Origin of the sequence: Pseudomonas sp. ACN5 (genome assembly GCF_002303975.1) — a bacterium.
GTDB classification, from domain to species: domain Bacteria; phylum Pseudomonadota; class Gammaproteobacteria; order Pseudomonadales; family Pseudomonadaceae; genus Aquipseudomonas; species Aquipseudomonas laurylsulfatiphila.
Genome location: NZ_MRCP01000012.1, coordinates 71,166 through 96,371 on the forward strand (window position 1 = coordinate 71,166; position 25,206 = coordinate 96,371).

Genomic DNA, 25,206 nt, shown 5'->3' on the forward strand with positions numbered 1-25,206 from the left:
CAATAATCATTCTGGAGCTTCAGATGTCTGCGCCACACGATCACGCCTCTACTGCCGTCTCGTCACACCTGTCACTCGAAGCGCTGAGCGCTTTGCTGGAAAAGATTTTTCTGCGTCATGGCACCTCCGCCGAGGTTGCCAGGGTGCTGGCGCAAAACTGCGCCGGTGCCGAGCGCGATGGCGCCCACAGTCACGGGGTGTTCCGGATCCCGGGTTATGTTTCGACGCTGCAAAGCGGCTGGGTCAATGGCCAGGCCGTTCCGGTGGTCGAAGATGTGGCTTCGGGGTTTGTGCGGGTCGACGCCAATAACGGTTTTGCGCAACCGGCCCTGGCGGCGGCACGCGAATTACTGGTGCAGAAAGCCCGAAGTGCCGGCATTGCAGTGCTGGCGATCCGTAATTCGCACCATTTCGCGGCCTTGTGGCCAGATGTCGAACCCTTCGCGTATGAAGGGCTGGTAGCGTTGAGCGTGGTCAACAGCATGACCTGCGTGGTGCCCCACGGTGCCGACCGACCACTGTTCGGTACCAATCCGATTGCCTTCGCCGCGCCACGGGCTGGCGGCGAACCGATTGTCTTTGACCTCGCCACCAGTGCCATTGCCCATGGCGACGTGCAAATTGCCGCACGCCAGGGTGAACGCTTGCCGCAAGGGATGGGTGTGGACAGCCTCGGCCAGCCGACGACCGACCCGAAAGCGATTCTTGAGGGCGGCGCGTTGCTGCCTTTTGGCGGACACAAGGGCTCGGCGTTGTCGATGATGGTCGAGTTGCTCGCGGCGGCACTGACCGGCGGCAATTTTTCCTTCGAGTTCGACTGGAACAACCACCCAGGCGCCAAGACGCCCTGGACGGGCCAATTGCTGATCGTGATTGATCCGGACAAGGCCGCGGGGCAAAGTTTTGCCGAACGCAGCCAGGAACTGGTGCGGCAAATGCACGGTGTCGGCCTGAAGCGTTTGCCGGGTGACCGGCGTCATCTTCAGCGCGCCAGGTCGCTGGCCAATGGCATTGAACTGGATGCCCGGACGCTGGCGAACCTGCGGGAGCTGGCGGGGGATTGATCCTCTCGGCAGGTGCGATAGAACCTGTGGGAGCGGGCTTGCTCGCGAAGACGTCGTGTCAGCCAATATCCAAGTTGCTGACACACCGCCTTCGCGAGCAAGCCCGCTCCCACAGGGTTCAGTGTGTGTCTGTGGTTACCGACGCCCCAGCAACAACCCCACCACCAGACCAAACCCGGCGGAAATCGCCACGGTTTGCCATGGATGCCCGCCGATATAGGTTTCAGTGGCCTCGACCGCGGGCAGGGTGCGGTTGCGCACGCTGGTCACCGAATCCCTGGCCTGCTGGAGTTTCAGGGCGATTTGTCCGCGAAGGGTGTCCGCTTCTTCCCCGACCAGTGAGGCGCTGCTTTTCAGCAGTTTTTCCGACTCTTCGATCAACGATTGAAGTTCGCTGAACGCTTGATCCTTGATTTGATCTTCGGCAGCTTGCGCGGCGGTTTTGCGGGCCATTGAAGTACTCCTTGCGGGTAAGTGGACAGTGAACAATGGAGTCTGCGGCCGTCGGAAAAGTTGCAGCTATTTTGCCCGGGAAGGTCATCTTGCTGAAAAACCGGCGCAGGACATTTCGCCCTACAGTGTAAGATGTCGCCAATTTTACGCAGCAGGAAATTCCCATGAGCTTCAATCTGGCCGACAAACCCCTCGCCGAGCGCGCTGCGCTTGAAGACGAGAAATCCCGTCTGTTCGAACTCTGGCAAAACAACCTGGGCAAAGCCAAGGGCGAGGCCGCACGGTTGTTTGGTGAACGGGCCAAGCGCAAAGGCAAGTGGGCCGAATGGGTACGCGCCGAACTGGACGGCATGTCGCCCCCGGAATACGCCAACATGGTGCGCAGCGAAGTCAATCGCCTGATGGCGGCCAACAAATAACATCGGCTGTCAGGCGAAACTCGCGACAATCGCCTCGCGCACCTTCAACACGACCGGGTCAAGCTGGGTGCTGGTGCGCCAGCCCAGTTCGATCGGGTAGCGCGGCAAGGCCAAAGGGCAGGGCAGCAGTGCCAGGCCGCTGAGCGTCGCGATGCTTCGGGCGGCATGGGCCGGAATGGTCGCCACGGCCTGGCTGCCCTTGAGCAAATGCGGCAGCGCGGCAAAATGCGTGGTCGAGGCGCACACCCGCCGACTCAGGCCCAGCGCCGCCAATCCTTCATCGGTAATCCCGATAAAACCGCCGGAAGACACCAGAATGTGCTCGCGGGCCACAAACTCCTCAAGACCGATGCTGTGCTGGCCCTCGACCAGGCTCGACGGGTCCGCCAGGCACAAATAACCACCTTCTCCCAGCACCTGGCGGCTGAGCAGCCGCTCGGCAAACCCGCCCGCGGTGATCGCCAGGTCAATGCTGCGCTCCATCAACGCCTGGGCAACGATCTGGCTGTGGGTCTGGCGGAAAATCAGCCGCAACCGCGGCGCGCTCCGGGCGATTTCCTCGATAAGTCGTCGACCGTAGGCAATTTCGAAATCGTCCGACATTCCTACGGTGACCGAGCGACCTTCGTACTGCTGCGCAGCCGGATCGACCATCGCCAGGCTCTGCCGGCATTTGTTCAGGGCCTCGCTGACCACTGGCTTGAGCTGATTGGCCTTGAGCGAGGGCGCCAGGCCGCGTCCGGTGCGTACGAACAGTTGATCGCCATACACCTCGCGTAACCGGCGCAAGGCCGCGCTAACCGCCGATTGCGTCACCCCCAGGCGCAAGGCGGCCCGGCTGGCGCTGGACTCTTCGTGCAGCGCTTCGAAGACTTTGAGCAGATTGAGGTCGATGTTGGTGATATTCATTTGGTTCATATCATTCAGCAGTGAATCGGTCTTTATTGATGATCACGTGGCGCCGGAGAATGAGCAATCCCTGATGCGAATGGAGTTTTCGTGATGCCCAAATCAATCGTTGCGGCCTTGCAGATTGGCGCCTTGCCCGGTGGCAAGGCCGACACCCTGGAACAGATCCTGTCCTATGAACATGCGATCATCGAATCCGGCGCCGCGCTGGTGGTCATGCCGGAAGCGCTGCTGGGTGGTTATCCCAAAGGCGAGGGCTTTGGCACGCAGCTCGGTTATCGGCTGCCGGAAGGGCGCGAAGCCTTTGCGCGCTATTTTGCCAACGCCATCGACGTGCCCGGCGCGGAAACCGAGGCGCTGGCGGCGCTGTCCGCACGCACCGGGGCGAATCTGGTGATCGGCGTCATCGAGCGCGCCGGCAGCACCTTGTACTGCACCGCCTTGTACTTTGATCCGCAGGCCGGGCTGGTGGCCAAACACCGCAAACTGATGCCCACCGGGACCGAACGGCTGATCTGGGGCAAGGGCGATGGTTCGACGCTGCCGGTGATCGACAGCCAGGTCGGGCGCATCGGTGCGGTGGTGTGCTGGGAAAACATGATGCCGCTGCTGCGCACGGCGATGTACGCCAAGGGCGTGGAGGTGTGGTGCGCGCCGACCGTGGACGAACGGGAGATGTGGCAGGTCAGCATGCGCCACATCGCCCATGAGGGGCGTTGTTTCGTGGTCAGCGCCTGTCAGGTCCAGGCATCGCCCCACGCCCTGGGACTGGACATCGCCAACTGGCCGGCGGATCGGCCGTTGATCGCCGGCGGCAGCGTGATCGTAGGACCCATGGGCGACATCCTCGCCGGACCGATGCGAGATGGCGCTGGTCTTCTGACCGCGCAGATCGATACTGACGACCTGGTGCGCGCCCGCTACGACTATGACGTGGTCGGTCACTACGCTCGCCCGGATGTGTTCGATCTGACCGTGGACGAGCGCGCTAAACCGGGGGTGCGCTTCACTTCCTGATGCCTTAGGGCTTTGGCCAAACCAGTCAGGCAACTTGATAACTTTGACCATTGCCCGCCACCCCTGGCAGAGCGAGTATTTCCCTGTTGATTACGGTTCCCCCCAACCTAATAAGAAACACAAAGGGATTCTGGCAATGCGCGATTACTTGTCTGTTACAGATCAGTTCAACTATCAGCACACCGTCGACGCCACACTCGCAGGCGATCTGACGGCACTCAACGCCTGTGTCGAATGCTGTGACCGGCATGCCTTGCCGGGTCGCATCGCGCTGTTCTGGGAGGGGCGCGACGGCGCCAGTGCGACCTACACCTTCACTGATTTGCAGGACAAGGCCGCGCGTTTCGCCAATTACCTGTTGGCCCAGGGCGTGAAGAAGGGTGACAAGGTCGCCGGCCTGCTGCCACGCAACATCGAATTGCTGATCACCGTGTTCGCCGCCTGGCGCATCGGCGCGGTGTATCAACCGCTGTTCACCGCGTTCGGCCCCAAAGCCATCGAGCACCGCCTGAGCTGCTCTGGCGCCAAAGTGGTGGTGACCGATGCGGTGAACCGGCCAAAACTTACCGAGGTCGCCGACTGCCCGACCATCGTTACCGTCACCGGCCCCAAAGGGCAGGGCCTGGTGGGTGGCGATTGCAGTTTCTGGGCCGAACTGGCCAACTATTCTTCCCACTGCGAACCCGTGCTGCTGACTGGCGAAGATCCGTTCCTGATGATGTTCACCTCGGGCACCACCGGCCCGTCGAAAGCGCTGTCGGTGCCGCTCAAGGCCATCGTTGCGTTCCAGAGCTACATCCGCGACGCGGTTGACCTGCGCCCGGAAGACGCCTTCTGGAACCTCGCCGATCCGGGTTGGGCCTACGGCATTTACTACGGTGTCACCGGGCCCATGTCGATGGGGCATCCAATCACCTTTTACGATGGCCCGTTCACCCTCGAAAGTACCTGCCGGGTGATCAACAAGTACGGGATTACCAACCTCGCGGGCTCCCCGACGGCCTACCGTTTGCTGATTGCCGGCGGCGATGAGTTCGCCAGGTCGATCAAGGGCAAGCTGCGCATCGTCAGCAGCGCCGGCGAGCCGCTGAACCCGGAAGTGATCCGCTGGTTCGCCGACAACCTCGGCGTGGTCATCCACGACCACTACGGCCAGACCGAGTTGGGCATGGTGCTGTGCAACCACCATGGCCTTGAACACCCGATTCACATGGGCGCCGCCGGTTTTACCTCGCCGGGCCACCGCATTGCGGTCCTCGATGACGAATACAAGGAACTCGGCGTTGGCCAGCCCGGCATCCTGGCCATCGACCGCAGCCAGTCGCCGATGTGCTGGTTCGCCGGCTACGAAGGCGGGCCGACCAAGGCCTTTGTCGGCAACTACTACTTGAGTGGCGACACCGTCGAGTGGAACCCGGACGGCAGCATCAGCTTCGTCGGTCGCAGCGATGACGTGATCACCACCTCCGGCTACCGGGTCGGCCCGTTCGACGTGGAAAGTGCGCTGATCGAACACCCGGCTGTGGTCGAGGCCGCCGTGGTTGGCAAACCCGATCCGGAGCGCACCGAACTGGTCAAGGCGTTCGTCGTGCTCAGCGCGCAATACCGCGCAGAACCTGCGTTGGCCGAAGAGCTGCGCCAGCACGTGCGCAAGCGCCTGGCGGCGCATTCCTACCCCCGTGAAATCGAATTTGTCAGCGAGTTGCCGAAAACCCCAAGCGGCAAATTGCAGCGCTTTATCTTGCGCAACCAGGAAATCGCCAAGGCTCAAGAGGCTGCGGCGAAGAACCTTCCAGCTTGAAAGGGAAACAATGATGCAGATCCAGAACAAGATTTTTATCGTCACCGGTGGTGCTTCCGGCCTCGGCGCAGCGACGGCCGAGGTGCTGGTCGCCGCAGGCGCGAAAGTGATGCTGGTGGACATGAATGCCGAGGCCGTTGCAGCCCAGGCCCAGCGCCTTGGCGCGCACAGCGTGGTGGCGGACATCAGCAACGAAGCGGCGGCCGAAGCGGCCGTGCAGGCGACGGTCGAAGCCTTTGGCGGCCTCAATGGTCTGGTCAATTGCGCCGGCATCGTGCGTGGCGAGAAGATTCTCGGCAAGAACGGTCCGCACTTGCTGTCCAGTTTCAGCCAGGTGATCAACGTCAACCTGATCGGCAGCTTCAACATGCTGCGCCTTGCGGCAGCGGCGATTGCGCAAACCGAAGCGGATGCCGATGGCGAACGCGGCGTGATCATCAACACTGCGTCTGCCGCGGCATACGACGGTCAGATCGGTCAGGCGGCCTACTCGGCGTCCAAAGGGGCCATCGTCAGCCTGACATTGCCGGCGGCCCGTGAACTGGCGCGCTTCGGCATCCGTGTAATGACCATTGCACCGGGCATTTTCGAGACGCCGATGATGGCTGGCATGACCCAGGAAGTCCGCGATTCTCTGGCCGCTGGCGTGCCATTCCCGCCGCGTTTGGGCAAACCGGGCGAGTATGCCGGGCTGGTCAGGCATATTATTGAAAACAGCATGCTCAACGGCGAGGTGATTCGTCTCGACGGTGCCTTGCGCATGGCCGCCAAATAAGGAGGATTTGTCATGACAATGTCCAACGATCCGATTGTAATCGTCAGCGCCGTCCGCACCCCCATGGGTGGATTCCAGGGCGAACTGAAAAGCCTGACCGCGCCGCAACTGGGTGCCGCCGCTATCAAGGCCGCCGTTGAACGTGCCGGCGTTTCCAGTGACGGCATCGACGAAGTGCTGTTTGGCTGCGTACTGCCGGCTGGCCTTGGCCAGGCCCCTGCGCGCCAGGCGGCACTGGGTGCCGGGCTGGATAAATCGACCCGCTGCACCACCCTGAACAAGATGTGCGGTTCGGGCATGGAAGCGGCGATTCTGGCCCACGACATGCTGGTGGCTGGCAGTGCCGACGTGGTGGTCGCCGGTGGCATGGAAAGCATGTCCAACGCGCCTTACCTGCTGGACCGTGCCCGTGCCGGCTACCGCATGGGCCATGGCCGGGTGCAGGACTCGATGTTCCTGGACGGCCTCGAAGACGCCTACGACAAGGGCCGCCTGATGGGCACCTTCGCCGAAGACTGCGCCGAAACCAACAGCTTCAGCCGGGAAGCTCAGGACGCGTTCGCCATCGCCTCGACCACCCGTGCGCAACAGGCGATCAAGGACGGCAGCTTCAAGGCCGAAATCGTCCCGCTGACCGTGACGGTCGGCAAAGAGCAAGTGGTGATCAGCAACGACGAGCAACCGCCAAAAGCCAAGCTGGACAAGATCGCTTCGTTGAAACCGGCGTTCCGTGAAGGCGGTACGGTGACGGCGGCCAACTCCAGCTCGATCTCCGACGGTGCGGCGGCATTGGTGCTGATGCGCCAGTCCCAGGCACAGAAACAAGGCCTGAAGCCGCTGGCGGTGATCCATGGCCACGCCGCGTTCGCCGACACCCCGGGCCTGTTCCCGGTGGCGCCGATTGGTGCGATCAAGAAGCTGATGAAGAAAACCGGCTGGTCGATCAATGACGTCGATCTGGTGGAAGTCAACGAAGCCTTCGCCGTGGTTGGCATGGCCGCGATGACCCATCTGGAAATCCCTCACGAGAAACTCAATGTGCACGGCGGAGCTTGTGCCTTGGGCCACCCGATCGGGGCGTCTGGCGCGCGGATTCTCGTGACCTTGCTGTCGGCCCTGCGCCAGAAAGGCCTGAAGCGCGGCGTCGCGGCGATCTGCATCGGTGGCGGTGAAGCGACGGCGATGGCCGTGGAATGCCTGTACTGAACCTGACGCTATCCCATGTGGGAGCGGGCTTGCTCGCGAAAGCGGTGTGTCATCCGACGATGATGTCGACTGACACGGCCTCTTCGCGAGCAAGCCCGCTCCCACAGGGTTCTGCGTCGTAACCAGATTCAAGGATTCACCATGATCCCCAATGACGACCAACAACAAATCCGCGACATGGCCCGGGACTTTGCCCAGGAACGGCTCAAACCCTTCGCCGCCGAGTGGGACCGCGAACACCGCTTCCCCAAGGAAGCCATCGGCGAGATGGCCGGGCTGGGCTTCTTCGGCATGCTGGTGCCGGAGCAGTGGGGCGGATGCGACACCGGTTACCTGGCCTACGCCATGGCGCTGGAAGAAATCGCCGCCGGCGATGGCGCCTGTTCGACCATCATGAGCGTGCACAACTCCGTGGGTTGTGTGCCGATCCTCAACTACGGCAACGACGAGCAGAAGGAGCGCTTCCTCAAGCCGTTGGCCAGCGGCGCGATGCTCGGCGCTTTTGCCCTGACCGAGCCCCAGGCGGGTTCCGACGCCAGCGGCCTGAAAACCCGTGCGCGTCTGGAAGGCGACCACTACGTGCTCAACGGCTGCAAGCAGTTCATCACCTCCGGGCAGAATGCCGGGGTAGTGATTGTGTTTGCGGTGACCGATCCGAACGCCGGCAAACGTGGCATCAGCGCGTTTATCGTACCGACCGATTCGCCGGGCTATAAAGTCGCGCGGATCGAGGACAAACTCGGCCAGCACGCCTCCGACACCTGCCAGATCCTCTTCGAAGACGTGAAGGTGCCGGTGGCCAACCGTTTGGGCGAGGAGGGCGAAGGCTACAGGATCGCCCTGGCCAACCTGGAAGGTGGCCGCGTCGGCATCGCCTCGCAATCGGTGGGCATGGCCCGTGCCGCGTTTGAAGCGGCTCGCGACTACGCCCGTGAGCGCGAGAGTTTCGGCAAGCCGATCATCGAGCATCAGGCCGTGGCGTTCCGCCTGGCGGACATGGCCACCCAGATCGCCGTGGCGCGGCAAATGGTGCACTACGCCGCGGCCCTGCGCGACAGCGGCAAGCCGGCCCTGGTCGAGGCATCGATGGCCAAGTTGTTCGCCTCGGAAATGGCCGAGAAGGTATGCTCCTCGGCGCTGCAAACCCTCGGCGGTTATGGTTACCTCAACGACTTCCCGCTGGAGCGAATCTACCGCGACGTGCGGGTGTGCCAGATCTACGAAGGCACCAGCGACATTCAGCGCATGGTCATCTCGCGCAACCTATAAAAAGCAGACCCCTGTAGGAGTTGCCGCAGGCTGCGATCTTTTGACGTTGATTTTAAAGATCAAAAGATCGCAGCCTGCGGCAGCTCCTACAAGGGATCTGGCCTTATGTGAAACAGGAGTTGTTTATGAGCTACGAAACGATTTTGCTGGAAACCCACGGCCGCGTTGGCCTGATCACCCTCAACCGCCCTCAGGCGTTGAACGCGTTGAACGCGCAGATCGTCAGCGAACTGAACCAGGCCCTCGATGGTTTCGAGGCGGATGCGAACATCGGCTGTATCGTCCTGACCGGTTCGAAAAAGGCGTTTGCCGCGGGTGCCGACATCAAGGAAATGGCCGAGCTGACCTACCCGCAGATCTACCTCGACGACCTGTTCAGCGACAGCGACCGCGTCGCCAACCGCCGCAAGCCGATCATCGCGGCAGTCAACGGCTTTGCCCTGGGTGGCGGTTGTGAGCTGGCGCTGATGTGCGACTTCATCCTGGCCGGCGACAACGCCAGATTCGGCCAGCCGGAAATCAACCTGGGCGTGTTGCCGGGCATGGGCGGCACCCAACGCCTGACCCGCGCTGTGGGCAAGGCCAAGGCCATGGAAATGTGCCTGAGCGGGCGTTTGATCGATGCCGTGGAAGCGGAGCGTTGCGGCATCGTGGCGCGGATCGTGCCAAGCGATGAGCTGCTGGACGAAGCGCTGAAAGTCGCGGCGTTGATCGCCAAAAAGTCGCTGCCGATTGCGATGATGGTCAAGGAAAGCGTCAACCGTGCCTTTGAAGTGAGCCTGTCCGAAGGCGTGCGCTTTGAGCGTCGGGTGTTCCATGCGGCGTTTGCGACGCAGGATCAGAAGGAAGGCATGGCGGCGTTCATTGCCAAGCGTGAGGCGCAGTTCGTCGGTAAGTAATGCGGCGTATTTGCTGACGCCTTCGCGAGCAAGCCCGCTCCCACAAAGGGATCTCATAAACGCCGGGATCCAGTGTGGGAGCGGGCTTGCTCGCGAAGCTTTTGATTTTTACCGGGTCAAACCAGATAGTTCTTCAGTTCACGGGCAATCACCATCCGCTGAATCTCGCTCGAGCCTTCGTAGATCTGCGTGATCCGCGCATCCCGGTAGTACTTCTCCACCGGGTAGTCTTCCAGATACCCGTACCCGCCATGAATCTGAATCGCGGACGAACAGACCTTTTCCGCCATTTCCGACGCAAACAGCTTGGCCTGTGATGCCTCCGACAGGCAGGGCTTTCCAGCTGTGCGCAGGCGCGCAGCGTGCAGGATCATCAACCGTGCGGCGTTCAGTTGCATGTGCATGTCGGCCAGCAGGTTGGCGATGCTCTGGTGCTCATTGATCGTCTTGCCAAATTGCACCCGGTCACGGGAATAGGCCAGCGCCGCTTCGAACGCCGCGCGGGCGATGCCCAGCGCCTGGGCGGCGATGCCGATGCGGCCGCCTTCGAGGTTGGACAGGGCGATGGCCAGGCCTTTGCCGCGTTCACCCAGCAGATTGGCTTCGGGGATGGCGCAGTTGTTCAGGGTGACGGCGCAGGTGTCGGACGCGCGGATACCCATTTTGTGTTCAGTGCGGTCAACGATAAAACCGGCGGTATCGGTCGGTACCAGGAACGCCGAGATGCCACGTTTGCCCAGGTCCGGATCGGTCACGGCAAATACAATCGCCAGCTTGGCGCGCTTGCCGTTGCTGACGAATTGCTTGGCGCCGTTGATCACCCATTGGCCGTTGCGCAGTTCGGCGCGGGTGCGCAGGTTGTGCGCTTCGGAACCGGCCTGGGGTTCGGTCAGGCAGAAGCAGCCAATGACCTTTCCGCTGGCCAGGTCCGCCAGCCAGGTCTGTTTCTGTTCTTCGCTGCCGTAGTTGAGCACCGGCCCGCAGCCCACGGAGTTGTGGATGCTCATGAAAGCGCCGGTAGCGCCGTCGCCGGCGGAAATCTCTTCTACCGCCAGTGCATAGGCCACGTAGTCGACATAGGTGCCACCCCATTCCTCGGGGACCACCATGCCCAGCAGGCCCAGCTCACCCATCTTCGCCACCAGACCGTCATCGATCCAGCCGGCCTTTTCCCAGGCCTGGGCATGGGGCGCGATTTCGCCACGGGCAAAATCCCGGGCCATGTCGCGGATCATCACTTGCTCTTCGCTCAATTCGATATCGTGCATGGCTCAGCCCTCGTTCCGGTCAAATCCGCTGAAGAAACTCGCCACGTGTTCGGCGTCCAGCGCCTGGAGGGTGGGCGGGTTCCAGCGTGGTGTCTTGTCTTTGTCGATCAGCAAGGCGCGCACGCCTTCGATCAGGTCACCGCGCTCGAACCACTGGCGGTCCAGGTGCAGCTCAAGGGCGAAACATTGTTCAAGGGGCAGTTCGCGTCCGCGACGGAGCATTTCCAGGGTGACGCCCATGGCCAGCGGCGAACGGGTTTCCAGCAGGTCGGCGGTGGTGACGGCCCACGCATGGCTGTCGGCGACCGAGACCTGGCGCAGTTGCTCCACAATACTCGGCACGTCGGGTTGGGCGAAGAAGTGGTCGATGGCCGGGCGCAAAGTCGCCAGTGGCGCATCAGGCAGTTGCTGCACGCCGAGTTTTGCCAGCAAGCTTTGCAGATCCTTGAGTGGTGTGTCGTGCCATTCGAGCTGGTCGAGTTTTTCGTCCAGCGTGCCCAGTTTGTCGCTTTCGAGGTACCAGTCGGCCAGGCCGCAATACAGCGCATCGGCGGCGCGAATCTGCACGCCGCTGACGCCCAGGTAAATCCCCAGTTCACCGGGGATGCGCGGCAGGAAGTAGCTGCCGCCGACGTCGGGGAAATAGCCGATACCGACTTCCGGCATGGCCAGGCGGCTTTTCTCGGTGACCACCCGCAGGTCCGCGCCTTGCACCAGGCCCATGCCGCCGCCGAGGACAAAACCGTCCATCAGGGCCAGCACCGGTTTGCGGTAATGGTGGATCGCCAGGTCAAGGGCGTATTCCTCGACGAAGAAATCTTCGTGCAGGGTGTCGCCGCTTTTGAAGCTGTCATGCAGCGAACGAATGTCGCCGCCGGCGCAGAAGGCTTTTTCGCCGGCACCGCGCAGGACCACGGCATACACTTGCGGGTCGTGGGCCCAGGCGTCGAGCTGGCGGTGCAGGTTGCGCACCATGTCCAGGGTCAGGGCATTGAGGCCGGCGGGGCGGTTGAGGGTCAGGTGACCGATGTGGTTGCGAACCTCGGCCAGCACTTCGTTTTGCATGGCATCCATGGACAGCGGCCCATTCGATGTAACCTGAGCAGTCATCACTAACTCCCTGCTTTTATTGTTCTTTATCGAGATGCTCGCGCGCGAGCGATGGCGGATCGTAACAGTGCAAATTTGCCGTGTACAAGCCGGATAAGTGCAGGTCATCTGTGCATTTTTGCATGTAGATGTCCGGCATTGTTACAGCGTAGACCACGGTGGATTCAGACAAACGCCGCGAGCAGATCCTCTTCGAAGGCCTTCTGCGCATCCCCGGCCACCTGCGCCCGGTGCCGGGCCAGGTGAAACGCGACGTCGAAACTCATGTCGCTGCGCACCGACCGCAGCAATCCCTTGTCTTCCCAGGTGCGGGCAAAGTGGCTGGGCAGATAACCGATATGCTTGCCGGACAGGATGAAGGCGAGGGTGCCTTCGACCTGTTCCGAACGGGCCGAACACCGCTCGCCCTGAAAGGGCTCGTCACTGCGCAGGAAACGGTAGGGGTGACCAACCCGGTCGCTGGCCTGCAGGTCCTGATCGTCCGGGTTTGCGTTGGTGAACAGCGGATGGCCGGGAGCGCAATACAGGTGCTGGGTTTCAATGAACAGTTCGCGGTAGTCAAACGCGCTTTGCACCTGCGAGAAGTAGCCGATGGCCAGGTCCAGCCGCTGTTGCAGCAGCAAGCGCTCCATCTCGCCGGGCATGGCGCTGATCAGCTCGATGCGCACCGATTCGTCCCGTTCACGAAAACGCCGGATCGCCTCGGCCACCCGCTGCAGCACCGATTGATCCAGCGCCTCGGACAGGCCCAGGCGCACTTCGCCGATCAAGCGCCCGGCTACGCCGTTGGATTGATGGCGGAAGGCTTCGATGGACTGGAACAAGCCACGGGTCGCGCTGAGGAGTTGTTCGCCCTTGGGCGTGAGCCTGAACCCGCCTTTACCGCGACTGCACAGTCGATAGCCGAGGCGGGTTTCCAGCTTGGCCATCTGCTGGCTGATGCTCGACTGGCTCAACCCCAGCTGGCCCTGGGCGGCGCTGAATCCGCCGCACTCCACCACGCTGACAAACAGACGCAACAGGTGCAGGTCCAGATCATGCAGTTGGCCGAGCATCAAACATTACTCCGTCATAAAGTCAGGTTAATTAACTTGATATTTCACCAATGTAACCGACGACGCATCCTGCAACCACTTCCTCCGGTCAGGTGTTCGTCATGGCTCCCATGTTCAAGCTGTGTTTACCCGCGTTATTCCTTGCCATGGCCGCATCGGCCCAGGCCGAGGACAAGGTGGTCAATCTGTACAGTTGGGCCGATTACGTCGCCCCCGAAACCCTGCAACGGTTCGAGGAGGAAACCGGCATCCATGTGCGCTACGACACCTTTGACTCTTCGGAAGTACTGGAGACCAAATTGCTCACCGGCGGCAGCGGTTATGACGTGGTGGTGCCGTCCTCCAGCGTACTGGCGCGGGGGCTTGCGGCCGGGGCGTTGAAACCGATTCCCCACGAAGGCCTCAAGGGTTACGCCAACCTCGATCCGGATTTGCTGGAAAAGCTCGCCGCCGTCGATCCCGGCAACCGCTACGGTGTGCCTTATACCTGGGGCACCCTGGGTTTGGGCATGAACGTCGAGGCGCTCAAGCAGCGCTTGCCGGACGTACCGCTCAACAGCCTGGATCTGCTGTTCAAGCCCGAGTACGCGAGCAAGTTGAAGGATTGCGGCATCGCCATTCTCGATTCGCCCCAGGAGGTGATCGGGCTCGCTCTGCATTACCTGGGTAAAGATCCCTACAGCACCGACAAGAACGATCTGTCAGCCGCCGAGGCATTGTTGCATCAGCTGCAGCCTAACGTGCTGTACGTCGCCACCGGGCGGCAGATCAGCGACCTGGCCAATGGCAGCGTGTGCCTGGCATTGACCTACAACGGAGACGCGAGCATGGCCGCCGACCAGGCACGCAAGGCCAGCAAACCCTATGAAATTGCCTACCGGATTCCCAGGGAGGGCACCCTCGTCTGGCAGGACAACCTGGCGATTCCCATGGACGCGCCGCACCCCGAAGCCGCCCGTGCCTTTATCGAGTTCATGTTGCGCCCCGAGTCCGTGGCGGCACTGACCAACACCCTGTTCTTCGCCACGGCGAACCAGGCCGCCACGCGGCTGGTGGATGAAGCGGTGCGCACCGATCCGGACATCTACCCCCTGGCTGATGTACGTGAGCGGCTGTACGCCGATCGCAGCATGAACCTCAAGGACCTGCGTCAGCGCACCCGCCTGTGGACCACTTTCCGTAGTCGCCAATAACAATAAAGGAGCCTTCAATGGACGTCCCGATGCAGAACGATCAAGCCCTTACCCGTGACAGCCTCTATGGCACGGCCGCCGAAAGCACTTACGCCGGTATCACCAGTTTCATGCGTCGCCGCTACAGTCGTGACTTGCGCGGGGTCGACGTGGCGGTCAGCGGTGTGCCGTTCGACACCGCCACCAGCAACCGCCCCGGCGCACGCTTCGGACCACGGGGCATTCGCGCCGCCTCCGCCGGGATCGCCTGGGAACGGCACTGGCCGTGGGCCTTCGATCCGTTCGACCATCTGGCGGTGATCGATTTTGGCGATTGCAAATTCGATTACGGTTCGCCGCAATCGACGCCGGAATGCATCGAGGCCCACGCCGAGCACATCCTCAACGCCGGCACGGCCATGCTGACCTTTGGCGGCGACCACTTCATCACTTATCCGCTGCTCAAGGCCCATGCCCGCAAGCACGGGGCATTGTCGCTGATCCACTTCGACGCCCACAGCGACACCTGGCCGGACGAAGAGGGCAAGCGCATCGACCACGGCACCATGTTCTGGCACGCAGCCAGGGAAGGGCTGGTCGACCCGTCGCGCTCGGTGCAAATCGGTTTGCGCACCACCAATGACGATCATCAGGGCTTTCAAGTGCTGGACGCACGGCAAGTGCATCGCCGTGGCTGCGAAGCGATTGTCGAGGCGATTCGCGCGCGGGTCGGCGACAACCCGGTGTACCTGACGTTTGACATCGACTGCCTAGATCCGGCGTTCGCGCCTGGCACTGGAACGCCAGTATGCGGCGGCTTGAGCACGGTGCAGGCGCTGGAGATCCTCGGCGGATTACGCGGGATCAATCTGGTGGGCATGGACGTGGTGGAAGTGGCGCCGGCCTATGACAGTGCGGAGATCACCTCACTGGCGGCCGCGACGCTGGCGATGGAGATGTTGTGTCTGTATGCGGCCAGGCATAAGGTCGATAAGTAGTACAGGGTCGAAATGTGGGAGCGGGCTTGCTCGCGAAAGCGGTGTGTCATTCAACAACCATGTCGACTGATACGACGCCTTCGCGAGCAAGTCGGATCGCCGCACCGCCGCTCCCACAGTTTGGATTGGTGTCAGGCGACTGGAACGATTGGCAGGTCGAGGACCTGACCACCACTGAACCGCGCGAACGAACCGGCAATGGATTCGTGCGGCACGCCTTGGGCCACCTCGCTGACACCGTCCAGCCGTGCCACCTGCTCAGCACTCAACTGCACATTCAGCGCGCCCAACGTGGCGTCCAGTTGTTCACGTGTCCGCGAACCCAGGATCGGAATCAGCGCCGTGGTCGAGCGGCTGGCCTTTTCTCGCAACCAGGCAATCGCCACGTGGGTCGGGCTGGCGTCGAGTTCGGCGGCGACGTCGATCAAGGTGTCGAGCAGGGCGGTTTCGCGGGCGCTTTTTTCAGCATGAATCAGCACGCCGAGCTTGTTCGCGCGGTTGTCGCCTTCGCTGTTGCGATATTTACCGGTCAGGAAGCCACCACCCAGCGGCGACCACAGCGTCGCGGCCAGGCCAAGGGCTTCGGCCATCGGCAGTTGCTCGCGCTCGGCGGTGCGTTCGGCGAGGCTGTACTCGACCTGGATCGCAGCGATCGGCGCAAAACCACGGACTTCAGCCAGCAGGTCGGCGCGGGCGATGCGCCACGCGGGGAAGTTCGACAGCCCGGCATAGTGGATCTTGCCGGCACTGACCAGGTCGTCGAAACCGCGCAGGATCTCTTCCATGGGGGTGACGCCGTCGCTCATGTGGGCCCAGAACAGGTCGATGTGATCGGTCTTCAGCCGTTTCAGGCTCTCTTCGACGGCGCGCACCATGTTCTTGCGGCTGTTGCCCGTGTGGGAAATACCGGCCGCCGGTGTAGTCCCCAGGGTGTATTTGGTGGCGATGACCAGGCTATCCCGTTCGCTATTGATGAATTCGCTGAGCATGGCCTCGGACTGCCCGCCCTGATAACCATTGGCGGTATCGATGAAGTTGCCGCCGGCTTCCAGGTAACCATCAAAAATGCGCCTGGCTTCGTCACGCTCGGCACCATGGCCCCAGCCGGTACCGAAATTGCCGGCGCCCAGGGCCAGTTCGGACACTCTCAAGCCGGTTTTACGACCGAATACTTTGTAATGCATGGGATAGCTCCAGAGGGATGACGGCAGGATTTATAAATGATGCATGACATGTATAAAATATGATGCTAATCATTTAAGTCGTCAAGGTGCATTTCTTTCCAGCACAAAACCGCCGATCGCCGGTCACGCCATCACTGCGCAATGGCATACTGCCGCCCATGACTTTCGAATCCCCCTTAAGCGCCTGGCAGCACGCGATCGAGCAAAAGGGCTTCGTCCAGGACGAGGCCCAGGAGCATGCCGTGTGGGCGCTGCAAAAATGCCACGAAGCGCTGCATGAAGGCCGCTCTCCCGTTTGCGGCGTGTACCTGTGGGGGCCGGTGGGGCGGGGTAAAACCTGGTTGATGGACCAGTTCTACCAAAGCCTGCGAGTACCGGCGCGGCGCCAGCACTTTCACCACTTCATGGGCTGGGTGCACCAGCGTTCGTTTCAACTGACCGGCACCGCCGACCCGCTCAAGGCGTTGGCCCGCGAGTTGTCCGAAGCCGTGCGCGTGCTGTGTTTCGACGAGTTGTTCGTCAATGACATCGGCGACGCGATCATTCTCGGGCGCCTGTTCCAGGTGATGTTCGAGCAGGGTGTGGTGGTGGTCTGCACCTCCAACCTGCCGCCGGACCAGTTGTACGCCGACGGTTTCAATCGCGACCGTTTCATGCCCGCCATCGCCGCGATCAAGCAACACATGCAGGTGATCGCGGTGAATGGCGCAGAAGACCATCGCCTGCATCCGGGGGCCGTTTCGCAGCGCTATTGGGTGGCTGAACCAGGCAAGCCCGGTGCGCTGGGTGAGGTGTTCCAGACGTTGAGCGACGGCCAGTGGGCATCGTGCGAGCCGGTCCCGGTCGGTTACCGCTCGCTGGAAGTGGTCAAGGCCAGCCCGACCGTGCTCTGGACCCGCTACGCCGCGCTGTGCGAGCAACCCTTCGCGGCCATGGATTTCATCGCCCTGTGCGATACCTACGACGCTATTCTGTTGGGGGATGTACCCAACCTCAGCGCGCAAAAACGTGCCGGGCGCATCGCCCGCGGTACCGAGGACGGTGTCGAGCGGGTGGAAGCGGGGGACCGCGAGCTGCCACAATTATCGGTGCATGACGACGGCGTAAGACGTTTCATCGCGCTGGTGGACGAGTGCTACGACCGCAAGGTGCCGCTGTACCTTGAGGCACAAGTGCCGATGGCAGCGCTTTATACCGAGGGTTATCTGGAATTCCCGTTCCGCCGCACCCTCAGTCGATTGCAGGAAATGCAGTTGCAACGGTTTGCCGACCTCTGATCGGGAGCAGCACACATGAATCAGCCCCTGTCGCACCACCTGCTGACCATGGCTTATCAGAATGCCTGGGCCAACCACCGACTGGCCAAGGCTTGGAGGCAGTTGAGCCCGCAGGAGTTGATCGCCGCCCGGGTCAGCTTCTTCCCCAGCATCCGCGCAACCCTCAACCACATCCTCACTTGCGACTGGTTTTATGTGGATGCGCTGGAGCGCGAAATGCGCGGCGACGATCCGCATCCCGATTGCCGGGTGTTTTTCAAGGAAGACGAACCCTGCCTCATCGCGGCGGACCTTGTTCGTGAACAGGCCCATGTCGACCGCCGATTGATCGCTTACTGCGAGCAGCTGCGCGACGCCAGCCTTGGCAAAATCGTGACCATCGCCCGCGACACACCGCAACACGACAGCCGTTTGCGCCTGCTGTCCCATTTGTTCGAACACCAGATCCATCATCGCGGTCAGGTTCACGCCATGCTCAGCGGCACTTCGGTCAAGCCACCGCAACTCGACGAGTTTTTCTGCGCCGGCGAGTCGCACTTGCGGGCCGAGGATTTTGCCGAGCTGGGGTGGACGGAAGCATTGATCTGGGGCGTTTGAACGCCAAAGAATTGCGCGGTGGTGATTGTAGATACCCGGGTGCTCGCGCTATGGTCCGCCGGTACTTCAGCGTGAAATACAGGCTGGGGGCTACTTCATGTGTGATCGAGGATGGAAATGGACTCCGCAGAAATTCTTGTGCTTCAGGCCAGCTACACCAATCCGGTGCATGCCGAGGCTATTTGTCTGGTGTTGAACCACTACGCCGAGGACCCGATGGGCGGCGGCCAGCCGTTGCCGGCCCATGTACTGGAGCAACTCCCGGCAGAGCTTGCCAGGCGTCCCCACGCTTTCAGTGTGCTGGCCTTTGTCGGGGGCGAGCCGGCCGGGCTGGTCAATTGCTTCGAGGGGTTCTCGACCTTTGCCTGCCGGCCGTTGGTCAATGTGCACGACGTGTCGGTGGTGAAAAAATTTCGCGGCTTGGGCTTGAGTCAGAAGATGCTGCAAAAGGTCGAGGACATCGCCCGTCAGCGTGGCTGCTGCAAGCTCACCCTGGAAGTGCTGGAAGGCAATGCAGTGGCGCAGGGCTCGTATGAAAAAGCCGGTTTCGCCGCCGGCATGTTCGACCCGGCCCATGGACGCATGCTGTTCTGGACCAAGAGCCTCTAACTCGACAGAGCGTTTTTTTGGTTGCACTCCCTTGTGGGAGCTGGCCTGCCAGCGATGGTCGTTAACGATAACGCGTTTGGACTGGATGAACGCGGCGCGCTTGAGTCCATCGCCAGCAGGCTGGCTCCTACAGTTTCAGCGTGGGCTTGGCCCCTTGTGGGAGCTGGCTTGCCAGCGATGGTCGTTAACGATTACGCGTTTGGGCTGGTTAAACGCGGCGCACTTGAGTTCATCGCCAGCAAGCTGGCTCCTACAGTTTTAGCGTGGGCATGGCCCCTTGTGGGAGCTGGCCTGCCAGCGATGGTCGTTAACGATTACGCGTTTGGACCGGATGAACGCGGCGCGCTTGAGTCCATCGCCAGCAGGCTGGCTCCTACAGTTTCAGCGTGGGCTTGGCCCCTTGTGGGAGCTGGCTTGCCAGCGATGGTCGTTAACGATTACGCGTTTGGGCTGGTTAAACGCGGCGCACTTGAGTCCATCGCCAGCAAGCTGGCTCCTATAGTTTTAGCGTGGGCACGGTCCTTTGTGGGAGCTGGCTTGCCAGCGATGGTCGTTAACGATTACGCGTTTGGACCGGATGAACGCGGCGCGCTTGAGTCCATCGCCAGCAGGCTGGCTCCTACAGTTTTCCGGGTATGCGTGAAGAACCCAAAAAAAGGGCATCCATCAGGACGCCCAAACGGTCTTCTGCGACTGTAGAGCCGCAGTCAGAGGATCATTTCGGTCTGTAGGTTTCCGTCATTTGTGCGGTTTGATCGTCAGGCACCCGTAGTTCGGTGCTCTGGATCGGATGGCCGAGGGCTGCTTGCTGGGTCAGTCGCAGACTTTCGAAGTAATAGCGCATGCGTTCGGCTCCACCTTCGGCGAATGCGCTGGTCGAACCCAGCGCCATCAGGCCGGCGAGGATCGCGGCGGTGCGTTTCATGGTATGCCTCCCACTAAAGATGTCGGATGCCTTTCGTCCATGAATCAATGAAGCAGTGTCGAAATGGCATTATCCGCCGATTCGCTTAAATGGGAATTAACTTCACCGCTGGCCTTACCATGAAAAAGGGGCCGCAAGCGGCCCCTGAAAGGATTACTGCTGAACGACCGCGGGTGACGTTTTCGGCTTCATCAGGCTGAAGTCGATCAACGCGCGCTGCTCGCGCTCATAGGGGTTGCCGATCATCAATGGCCGGGGCTTGAAACTGTCGCTGACCAGACTCTTGCTGCGATCGAGTTCGTCGAAGCTCAGGCCTGCCAGATCGGCCCAGGTGTGGATCAGGTGCGAGCTGCTGTAAGGACGCGACAGATCGCCGGCGAGGTTCCAGTCATGGCTTGCCCGCCATTTCGGTGAAGCCCAGGCCATGAACGGAATGGTGTACATCGGTGCCGTCGGCTTGTTCTCGTTACGCCCCAAGGTGTTGTGACCTGCGGAATCGAACACGTCTTCGCCATGGTCGGAGAGGTATAGCAGGAAGCCGTTCGGATCGGTTCTGGCGTAGTCCTTGATCAGGCTGGACACCACGAAGTCGTTGTACAGCACGGCGTTGTCATAGCTGTTGTACGTCGGCACCTGATCGTCACGTACGCCGGCCGGAATGCCATTGCGGTCCTGGAACTTGTCGAAGGTCGACGGGTAGCGGTACTGGTAGCTCATGTGCGTGCCGAGCAGATGCACGACGATGAGTTTACGCGGTGCCCCGTCGGCCAGGGCCTTGTTGAACGGCTCGATCACGTCGCCGTCGTACTGCGCGGCGTTCTGGTTGCGGTTGTTGTTCAGGTACACCTGCTCGTCGGCCTGTTCGGAGAAGGTCGTGAGCATGGTGTTGCGCTTTGTCATGGTCTGCTGGTTGGTGATCCAGAAGGTTTTGTAACCGGCCTGTTTCATCATGCTGACCAGCGATGGCGTCGACAGGTACAGGTCCGGGTTTTCTTCGTCGGCGAAGGTCAGGACCTGTTGCAGCGCTTCAATGGTGTAGGGGCGCGGGGTGATGACGTTGTCGAAAACGTCCAGTTGATCCTTGAGCTTGTCCAGTTCCGGCGTGGTTTGCCGTGGGTAACCGTACAGGCTCATGCGCTGACGGTTGGTGGACTCGCCGATCACCAGCACCAGGGTCGCAGGCGTGTTGGCCATGGCGTCCTTGAGGTTGTGCAGCGGTGCAATCCTGCTGGCGCTGTTGAGCATGTCCTGCATGCCGGCCAGGGTTTCCAGATAACGGTGATAGGCCACGGCCATCTGCCATGGCACCGCCGGCTCGATGCGGGTTTCGAACTTGTCGAAGCCTTCGGCGAAACTGCCGGTGCGCAAGGTTTGCTTGATCAGCGGATAACCGACCACCGCTACGACAATGCCCAGCGCCGCCACGATAGCCTTGCCACGGGGCAGGTACACCGGGCGCAGGCGAGTCCAAAGGAAATAGGCAAATGCGGTGTGGGCCAGGAACGCCGGGATCATCCACCAGGCAAAGTACTGGGTCATGTACTCGCCGGCTTCAGCCACGTTCGACTCGAACATGATGAAGATGACGCTCTGGGAAAATTCCTGCTGGTAAATGAAGAAGTAGCCCAGGCTCGCCATGGAACACGCCCACAGCACGATGCCGATCACGGCGGCCATGACACGGGTCTGTTTGGGGAACAGCAGCATCGGCACCAGCCAGATAGCGCTCATGACGAAGGCCTGGCGGAATCCGGAAAACCCGGAGGTGCCCGTCAGCTGGATCAACAGTTGGGTAATGCCGGAAAAGTACCAGAAGAATACAAACAGCCAGACGAATCCGGCCCAATCAAAACCTGCCGCAGTCGTTTTGCTGCGTTCGAACAAAGACATTCAGCGCTCCAGCCGAGAATTCACTACACCGCCGGGACTTGGAGATCGCGGACGACGAACGAGGGCCGCACGGAACCGGGCAGCCTGGAGCTTGTAATTATCGTGAGACAATTGTGAAAATTTCGTGAGTTGCCGGAGGCGGCAGGGCGTGAGCCGGTGCGGAAGCAGTGCAGACTGCTCCCGCTTGAGACGGGGGAATCAGGCGAGTGGGGCGCGTTGCACCGCAACCAGGGGTTGCGTCTGACCTGTTTGCAGCAGCAGTCGCAACTGCGCCAGCTCCTGTTTCAATTGATCGCGTTCGTCCTTCAACTGACGCAATTCATCGCGACGGATAGTGACGTAAAGGGTTTGTGCTGGCAGTGCGGTATGTACTGTGCCCATTGCTCACCTCGCAAATGGCGTGTCTCAACTGTAGAGCCGCGTCGAAATCAACGGCTGATCTACTATCGGCGCCAATTTTGATTTCTTTTGCTCCCGAAGGGAACTTTTTTATTTTTCATTGTCGTTGTGTCTTCGGTTTGATTCCCGACGTTATCCATCAGGATCGGGCACAATGCCCGGAAACTTCACGCCAACGCTCTGGACTAACCTCATGAGTCGCGTTGGGCTATAACCTTTGACACACTTTTTATTTGTAGTAGGGAGCATCAGCACATGCAACTCGGGATTATTGGACTGGGCCGCATGGGCGGCAATATTGCGCGGCGCCTGATGCTCAACGGGCACACCACCGTTGTTTACGACCGCAATACCGCCTTTGTCGAAGCCCTGTCCGCTGAGGGTTCCACCGGCGTCGCCGATCTGCCTGCGCTGGTCGCTGGCCTGGCCAGGCCGCGTGCGGTGTGGGTCATGCTGCCGGCAGGCGCGCCGACCGAAGAGACCATCGACACCCTGAGCAATTTGCTCGAAGCCGGCGACACCATCATCGACGGCGGCAACACCTTCTATAAGGACGATATCCGCCGGGCCAGGACCCTGTCGGAAAAGGGCCTGCATTACATCGACGTCGGTACATCCGGCGGCGTCTGGGGCCTGGAGCGTGGCTACTGCATGATGATCGGCGGCGATGCCGCGACCGTTACGCGTCTCGACCCGCTGTTTGCAACCCTGGCCCCGGGCATGGGTGACATCCCGCGTACCAAGGACCGCAAGTCCGACGACGATCGTGCCGAGCGTGGCTACATTCACGCCGGTCCCGCCGGCGCCGGGCATTTCGTGAAGATGATCCACAACGGCATCGAATACGGAATGATGCAGGCCTTCGCTGAAGGTTTCGACATCCTGCAAACCAAAAACAGCGAGAGCTTGCCAGCCGACCAGCGTTTCGACCTGAACGTCGCCGACATCGCCGAAGTCTGGCGTCGTGGCAGCGTGGTGTCCTCGTGGTTGCTCGACCTGACGGCCGACGCCCTGGCCAGTGATCCGAAGCTCGACGGTTTCTCCGGGTCGGTGGCCGACAGCGGTGAAGGCCGCTGGACCATCGAGGCGGCAATGGAGCAAGCGGTGCCGGTGCCGGTGCTGTCGAACTCGCTGTTTTCCCGCTACCGCTCGCGCGGCCAGGGCACCTTTGGCGACAAAGTTCTCTCGGCCCAGCGCTTCGGCTTCGGCGGCCACGTGGAGACCTCGAAAAAATGACCCACGTGATCCGCAGGAAATCCAAGGCTGAGCCTGCACCCGCGACGACGCTGTTTCTGTTTGGCGCCCATGGCGACCTGGTCAAGCGTCTGTTGGTGCCGGCGCTGTATAACCTCAAGCGCAACGGGCTGCTCGGGGATGGACTGCGGATCATCGGCGTTGACCACAACGCCATCAGCGATGAAGGTTTTGCGCAAAAGCTCGAAGACTTCATTCGCAACGAGATGGCTGGCAAGGGTGATCACACCCTTGATCCAGTGGTCTGGTCCAAACTTGCCAAAGGCATCAGCTACGTCCAGGGCGATTTCCTGGACGACAGCACTTATCAAGCGCTGGCGGCGAAAATCGCCGACAGCGGAACCGGCAATGCGGTGTTCTACCTGGCCACCGCGCCGCGTTTCTTCAGTGAGGTGGCGCGCCGACTCGGTGCCGCCGGCTTGCTGGAAGAGACCCCCGAGGCCTTCAGAAGGGTGGTGATCGAAAAACCCTTCGGCTCCGACCTGCAAACGGCTGAGGCCTTGAATGCCTGCCTGCTCAAGGTGATGACGGAAAAGCAGATCTACCGGATCGATCACTATCTGGGCAAAGAGACCGTACAGAACATTCTGGTCAGCCGGTTCTCCAACAGTCTGTTCGAAGCGTTCTGGAACAATCACTACATCGACCACGTGCAGATCACCGCCGCTGAAACCGTCGGCGTGGAAACCCGTGGCAGTTTTTATGAGCACACGGGCGCGCTGCGCGACATGGTGCCCAACCACCTGTTCCAGTTGCTGGCGATGGTGGCGATGGAACCTCCCGCCGCGTTCGGCGCCGATGCGGTGCGTGGCGAGAAAGCCAAGGTCGTCGGCGCGATCAGGCCCTGGACGGTCGAGGAGGCCCGCGCCAACTCGGTACGCGGTCAATACGCCGCGGGTGAAATCGACGGCAAGGCGCTGCCGGGCTATCGCCAGGAAGACAAGGTCGCACCCGACAGCAATACCGAAACCTATGTGGCCCTCAAGGTCATGATCGATAACTGGCGCTGGGTCGGGGTGCCGTTCTACCTGCGCACCGGCAAGCGCATGAGCGTGCGTGACACTGAGATCGTCATCTGTTTCAAGCCGGCGCCCTATGCTCAGTTTCGCGATACCGAGGTCGATGAACTGCAGCCGACTTATTTGCGCATTCAGATCCAGCCGAACGAAGGCATGTGGTTCGACCTGTTGGCCAAGCGTCCCGGTCAGGCCCTGAAAATGGACAACATCGAACTGGGGTTTGCCTACAAGGATTTTTTCGAGATGCAGCCGTCCACGGGCTACGAAACCCTGATCTACGATTGCCTGACCGGCGATCAGACGTTGTTCCAGCGCGCCGACAACATCGAAAACGGCTGGCGCGCCGTGCAGCCCTTCCTCGATGCCTGGCAGCAGGACGCCAGCGTGCAGAGCTATGCTGCCGGGGAAAACGGCCCGAAGGCCGGCGAAGAATTGCTCACCCGTGACGGTCGCGTCTGGCACCGACTCGGGTAATGTGGGAGCGAGCTTGCTCGCGAAAGCGGTCTGTCAGGCACTTGGATGTGAATGTGCCGACGCCATCGCGAGCAAGCTCGCTCCCACAGGGTTGGGGGCTACAGCCAGTAGCTCACCGCATAATGTCTGGCACCGCCTCGGGTAATGTGGGAGCGAGCTTGCT

At 61.3% G+C, this 25,206-nt stretch carries 24 protein-coding genes; 15 read left to right on the forward strand and 9 right to left on the reverse strand.

Annotation, left to right across the window (positions count from 1 at the left end; all coding sequences use genetic code 11):
• The first annotated feature begins 23 nt into the window (after positions 1-23).
• Complete coding sequence (locus BSF40_RS21605) at positions 24-1,064, forward strand: Ldh family oxidoreductase (protein ID WP_015094972.1); 1,041 nt, start codon at positions 24-26, stop codon at positions 1,062-1,064.
• A 135-nt stretch (positions 1,065-1,199) separates the two neighbouring features.
• On the opposite strand, the gene BSF40_RS21610 is transcribed toward BSF40_RS21605, so the two are convergent.
• Positions 1,200-1,517: a YqjD family protein gene (locus tag BSF40_RS21610; RefSeq protein WP_015094973.1), complete on the reverse strand. Its 318-nt coding sequence runs from the start codon at positions 1,515-1,517 to the stop codon at positions 1,200-1,202.
• A gap of 164 nt (positions 1,518-1,681) precedes the next feature.
• Between BSF40_RS21610 and BSF40_RS21615 the strand changes: the two genes are divergently transcribed.
• Positions 1,682-1,936 carry a hypothetical protein gene (locus BSF40_RS21615; RefSeq protein WP_007970091.1) on the forward strand — a complete coding sequence of 85 codons (255 nt, stop codon included), beginning with the start codon at positions 1,682-1,684 and terminating at the stop codon, positions 1,934-1,936.
• 9 nt (positions 1,937-1,945) lie between these two features.
• Here the strand turns inward: BSF40_RS21615 and BSF40_RS21620 are convergent, their stop codons facing one another.
• A complete protein-coding gene (locus tag BSF40_RS21620; protein WP_095966664.1) occupies positions 1,946-2,854 on the reverse strand; it encodes a LysR family transcriptional regulator in 909 nt (302 codons plus the stop codon).
• 84 nt (positions 2,855-2,938) lie between these two features.
• Here BSF40_RS21620 and BSF40_RS21625 point away from each other — a divergent pair, with 84 nt between their 5' ends.
• The 6 genes from BSF40_RS21625 to BSF40_RS21650 all read left to right on the forward strand — a co-directional run bounded on the left by BSF40_RS21625 (position 2,939) and on the right by BSF40_RS21650 (position 9,812).
• Positions 2,939-3,862 carry a carbon-nitrogen hydrolase family protein gene (locus tag BSF40_RS21625; protein ID WP_095966665.1) on the forward strand — a complete coding sequence of 308 codons (924 nt, stop codon included), beginning with the start codon at positions 2,939-2,941 and terminating at the stop codon, positions 3,860-3,862.
• 136 nt (positions 3,863-3,998) lie between these two features.
• Positions 3,999-5,663, forward strand: coding sequence for an AMP-binding protein (locus BSF40_RS21630; protein ID WP_095966666.1), 1,665 nt, complete (start codon positions 3,999-4,001; stop codon positions 5,661-5,663).
• A 13-nt stretch (positions 5,664-5,676) separates the two neighbouring features.
• Entirely contained in the window at positions 5,677-6,438 is a 762-nt protein-coding gene (locus BSF40_RS21635) for an SDR family NAD(P)-dependent oxidoreductase (RefSeq protein WP_095966772.1), read from the forward strand.
• Positions 6,439-6,450: 12 nt separating this feature from the next.
• Positions 6,451-7,644 carry an acetyl-CoA C-acyltransferase gene (locus BSF40_RS21640; protein WP_095966667.1) on the forward strand — a complete coding sequence of 398 codons (1,194 nt, stop codon included), beginning with the start codon at positions 6,451-6,453 and terminating at the stop codon, positions 7,642-7,644.
• Positions 7,645-7,785: 141 nt separating this feature from the next.
• A complete protein-coding gene (locus tag BSF40_RS21645; protein ID WP_095966668.1) occupies positions 7,786-8,913 on the forward strand; it encodes an acyl-CoA dehydrogenase in 1,128 nt (375 codons plus the stop codon).
• A gap of 125 nt (positions 8,914-9,038) precedes the next feature.
• Positions 9,039-9,812, forward strand: coding sequence for an enoyl-CoA hydratase (locus BSF40_RS21650; RefSeq protein ID WP_095966669.1), 774 nt, complete (start codon positions 9,039-9,041; stop codon positions 9,810-9,812).
• Positions 9,813-9,928: 116 nt separating this feature from the next.
• On the opposite strand, the gene BSF40_RS21655 is transcribed toward BSF40_RS21650, so the two are convergent.
• From BSF40_RS21655 to BSF40_RS21665, 3 genes are all read right to left on the reverse strand, one after another.
• Positions 9,929-11,080: an acyl-CoA dehydrogenase family protein gene (locus tag BSF40_RS21655; RefSeq protein ID WP_095966670.1), complete on the reverse strand. Its 1,152-nt coding sequence runs from the start codon at positions 11,078-11,080 to the stop codon at positions 9,929-9,931.
• A gap of 3 nt (positions 11,081-11,083) precedes the next feature.
• Entirely contained in the window at positions 11,084-12,190 is a 1,107-nt protein-coding gene (locus BSF40_RS21660) for an enoyl-CoA hydratase/isomerase family protein (RefSeq protein WP_095966671.1), read from the reverse strand.
• A gap of 164 nt (positions 12,191-12,354) precedes the next feature.
• Complete coding sequence (locus BSF40_RS21665) at positions 12,355-13,245, reverse strand: LysR family transcriptional regulator (protein WP_095966672.1); 891 nt, start codon at positions 13,243-13,245, stop codon at positions 12,355-12,357.
• A 101-nt stretch (positions 13,246-13,346) separates the two neighbouring features.
• Here BSF40_RS21665 and BSF40_RS21670 point away from each other — a divergent pair, with 101 nt between their 5' ends.
• Entirely contained in the window at positions 13,347-14,438 is a 1,092-nt protein-coding gene (locus BSF40_RS21670) for a polyamine ABC transporter substrate-binding protein (protein WP_095966673.1), read from the forward strand.
• Between the two features lie 17 nt (positions 14,439-14,455).
• Positions 14,456-15,415, forward strand: coding sequence for an agmatinase (gene speB, locus BSF40_RS21675; RefSeq protein WP_095966674.1), 960 nt, complete (start codon positions 14,456-14,458; stop codon positions 15,413-15,415).
• A gap of 131 nt (positions 15,416-15,546) precedes the next feature.
• Here speB and BSF40_RS21685 read toward each other — a convergent pair whose 3' ends face one another.
• Positions 15,547-16,599 (reverse strand): aldo/keto reductase, encoded by a 1,053-nt coding sequence (locus BSF40_RS21685; RefSeq protein WP_095966675.1) that lies wholly within the window; start codon positions 16,597-16,599, stop codon positions 15,547-15,549.
• Positions 16,600-16,757: 158 nt separating this feature from the next.
• Here BSF40_RS21685 and zapE point away from each other — a divergent pair, with 158 nt between their 5' ends.
• The 3 genes from zapE (at position 16,758) to BSF40_RS21700 (ending at position 19,082) form a co-directional block, all read left to right on the forward strand.
• A complete protein-coding gene (zapE, locus tag BSF40_RS21690; protein ID WP_095966676.1) occupies positions 16,758-17,876 on the forward strand; it encodes a cell division protein ZapE in 1,119 nt (372 codons plus the stop codon).
• Between the two features lie 15 nt (positions 17,877-17,891).
• Entirely contained in the window at positions 17,892-18,473 is a 582-nt protein-coding gene (locus BSF40_RS21695) for a DinB family protein (protein ID WP_095966677.1), read from the forward strand.
• 117 nt (positions 18,474-18,590) lie between these two features.
• Complete coding sequence (locus BSF40_RS21700; RefSeq protein WP_015094987.1) at positions 18,591-19,082, forward strand: GNAT family N-acetyltransferase; 492 nt, start codon at positions 18,591-18,593, stop codon at positions 19,080-19,082.
• A gap of 715 nt (positions 19,083-19,797) precedes the next feature.
• Here BSF40_RS21700 and BSF40_RS21710 read toward each other — a convergent pair.
• From BSF40_RS21710 to BSF40_RS21720, 3 genes are all read right to left on the reverse strand, one after another.
• Positions 19,798-20,007, reverse strand: coding sequence for a hypothetical protein (locus tag BSF40_RS21710; RefSeq protein ID WP_095966678.1), 210 nt, complete (start codon positions 20,005-20,007; stop codon positions 19,798-19,800).
• 153 nt (positions 20,008-20,160) lie between these two features.
• The gene (locus BSF40_RS21715) at positions 20,161-21,897 is read right to left on the reverse strand and encodes a phosphoethanolamine transferase CptA (RefSeq protein ID WP_095966679.1); all 1,737 of its coding nucleotides are present in this window, start codon (positions 21,895-21,897) and stop codon (positions 20,161-20,163) included.
• Positions 21,898-22,095: 198 nt separating this feature from the next.
• Positions 22,096-22,278 (reverse strand): DUF6026 family protein, encoded by a 183-nt coding sequence (locus BSF40_RS21720; RefSeq protein ID WP_095966680.1) that lies wholly within the window; start codon positions 22,276-22,278, stop codon positions 22,096-22,098.
• Between the two features lie 273 nt (positions 22,279-22,551).
• Between BSF40_RS21720 and gnd the strand changes: the two genes are divergently transcribed.
• Both gnd and zwf read left to right on the forward strand, forming a co-directional pair.
• Positions 22,552-23,532: a phosphogluconate dehydrogenase (NAD(+)-dependent, decarboxylating) gene (gene gnd / locus BSF40_RS21725; protein WP_095966681.1), complete on the forward strand. Its 981-nt coding sequence runs from the start codon at positions 22,552-22,554 to the stop codon at positions 23,530-23,532.
• Positions 23,529-25,043 carry a glucose-6-phosphate dehydrogenase gene (zwf, locus tag BSF40_RS21730; protein ID WP_095966682.1) on the forward strand — a complete coding sequence of 505 codons (1,515 nt, stop codon included), beginning with the start codon at positions 23,529-23,531 and terminating at the stop codon, positions 25,041-25,043. The genes gnd and zwf overlap by 4 nt, the downstream gene beginning before the upstream one ends.
• Positions 25,044-25,206: the final 163 nt, after the last annotated feature.

Bases quoted from the DNA above. Each gene is read 5' to 3' on its own strand.
- BSF40_RS21605 (WP_015094972.1), top strand. From the start codon at position 24: ATGTCTGCGCCACACGATCACGCCTCTACTGCCGTCTCGTCACACCTG.
- BSF40_RS21610 (WP_015094973.1), bottom strand. From the start codon at position 1,517: ATGGCCCGCAAAACCGCCGCGCAAGCTGCCGAAGATCAAATCAAGGAT.
- BSF40_RS21615 (WP_007970091.1), top strand. From the start codon at position 1,682: ATGAGCTTCAATCTGGCCGACAAACCCCTCGCCGAGCGCGCTGCGCTT.
- BSF40_RS21620 (WP_095966664.1), bottom strand. From the start codon at position 2,854: ATGAACCAAATGAATATCACCAACATCGACCTCAATCTGCTCAAAGTC.
- BSF40_RS21625 (WP_095966665.1), top strand. From the start codon at position 2,939: ATGCCCAAATCAATCGTTGCGGCCTTGCAGATTGGCGCCTTGCCCGGT.
- BSF40_RS21630 (WP_095966666.1), top strand. From the start codon at position 3,999: ATGCGCGATTACTTGTCTGTTACAGATCAGTTCAACTATCAGCACACC.
- BSF40_RS21635 (WP_095966772.1), top strand. From the start codon at position 5,677: ATGCAGATCCAGAACAAGATTTTTATCGTCACCGGTGGTGCTTCCGGC.
- BSF40_RS21640 (WP_095966667.1), top strand. From the start codon at position 6,451: ATGACAATGTCCAACGATCCGATTGTAATCGTCAGCGCCGTCCGCACC.
- BSF40_RS21645 (WP_095966668.1), top strand. From the start codon at position 7,786: ATGATCCCCAATGACGACCAACAACAAATCCGCGACATGGCCCGGGAC.
- BSF40_RS21650 (WP_095966669.1), top strand. From the start codon at position 9,039: ATGAGCTACGAAACGATTTTGCTGGAAACCCACGGCCGCGTTGGCCTG.
- BSF40_RS21655 (WP_095966670.1), bottom strand. From the start codon at position 11,080: ATGCACGATATCGAATTGAGCGAAGAGCAAGTGATGATCCGCGACATG.
- BSF40_RS21660 (WP_095966671.1), bottom strand. From the start codon at position 12,190: ATGACTGCTCAGGTTACATCGAATGGGCCGCTGTCCATGGATGCCATG.
- BSF40_RS21665 (WP_095966672.1), bottom strand. From the start codon at position 13,245: ATGCTCGGCCAACTGCATGATCTGGACCTGCACCTGTTGCGTCTGTTT.
- BSF40_RS21670 (WP_095966673.1), top strand. From the start codon at position 13,347: ATGGCTCCCATGTTCAAGCTGTGTTTACCCGCGTTATTCCTTGCCATG.
- speB (WP_095966674.1), top strand. From the start codon at position 14,456: ATGGACGTCCCGATGCAGAACGATCAAGCCCTTACCCGTGACAGCCTC.
- BSF40_RS21685 (WP_095966675.1), bottom strand. From the start codon at position 16,599: ATGCATTACAAAGTATTCGGTCGTAAAACCGGCTTGAGAGTGTCCGAA.
- zapE (WP_095966676.1), top strand. From the start codon at position 16,758: ATGACTTTCGAATCCCCCTTAAGCGCCTGGCAGCACGCGATCGAGCAA.
- BSF40_RS21695 (WP_095966677.1), top strand. From the start codon at position 17,892: ATGAATCAGCCCCTGTCGCACCACCTGCTGACCATGGCTTATCAGAAT.
- BSF40_RS21700 (WP_015094987.1), top strand. From the start codon at position 18,591: ATGGACTCCGCAGAAATTCTTGTGCTTCAGGCCAGCTACACCAATCCG.
- BSF40_RS21710 (WP_095966678.1), bottom strand. From the start codon at position 20,007: ATGAAACGCACCGCCGCGATCCTCGCCGGCCTGATGGCGCTGGGTTCG.
- BSF40_RS21715 (WP_095966679.1), bottom strand. From the start codon at position 21,897: ATGTCTTTGTTCGAACGCAGCAAAACGACTGCGGCAGGTTTTGATTGG.
- BSF40_RS21720 (WP_095966680.1), bottom strand. From the start codon at position 22,278: ATGGGCACAGTACATACCGCACTGCCAGCACAAACCCTTTACGTCACT.
- gnd (WP_095966681.1), top strand. From the start codon at position 22,552: ATGCAACTCGGGATTATTGGACTGGGCCGCATGGGCGGCAATATTGCG.
- zwf (WP_095966682.1), top strand. From the start codon at position 23,529: ATGACCCACGTGATCCGCAGGAAATCCAAGGCTGAGCCTGCACCCGCG.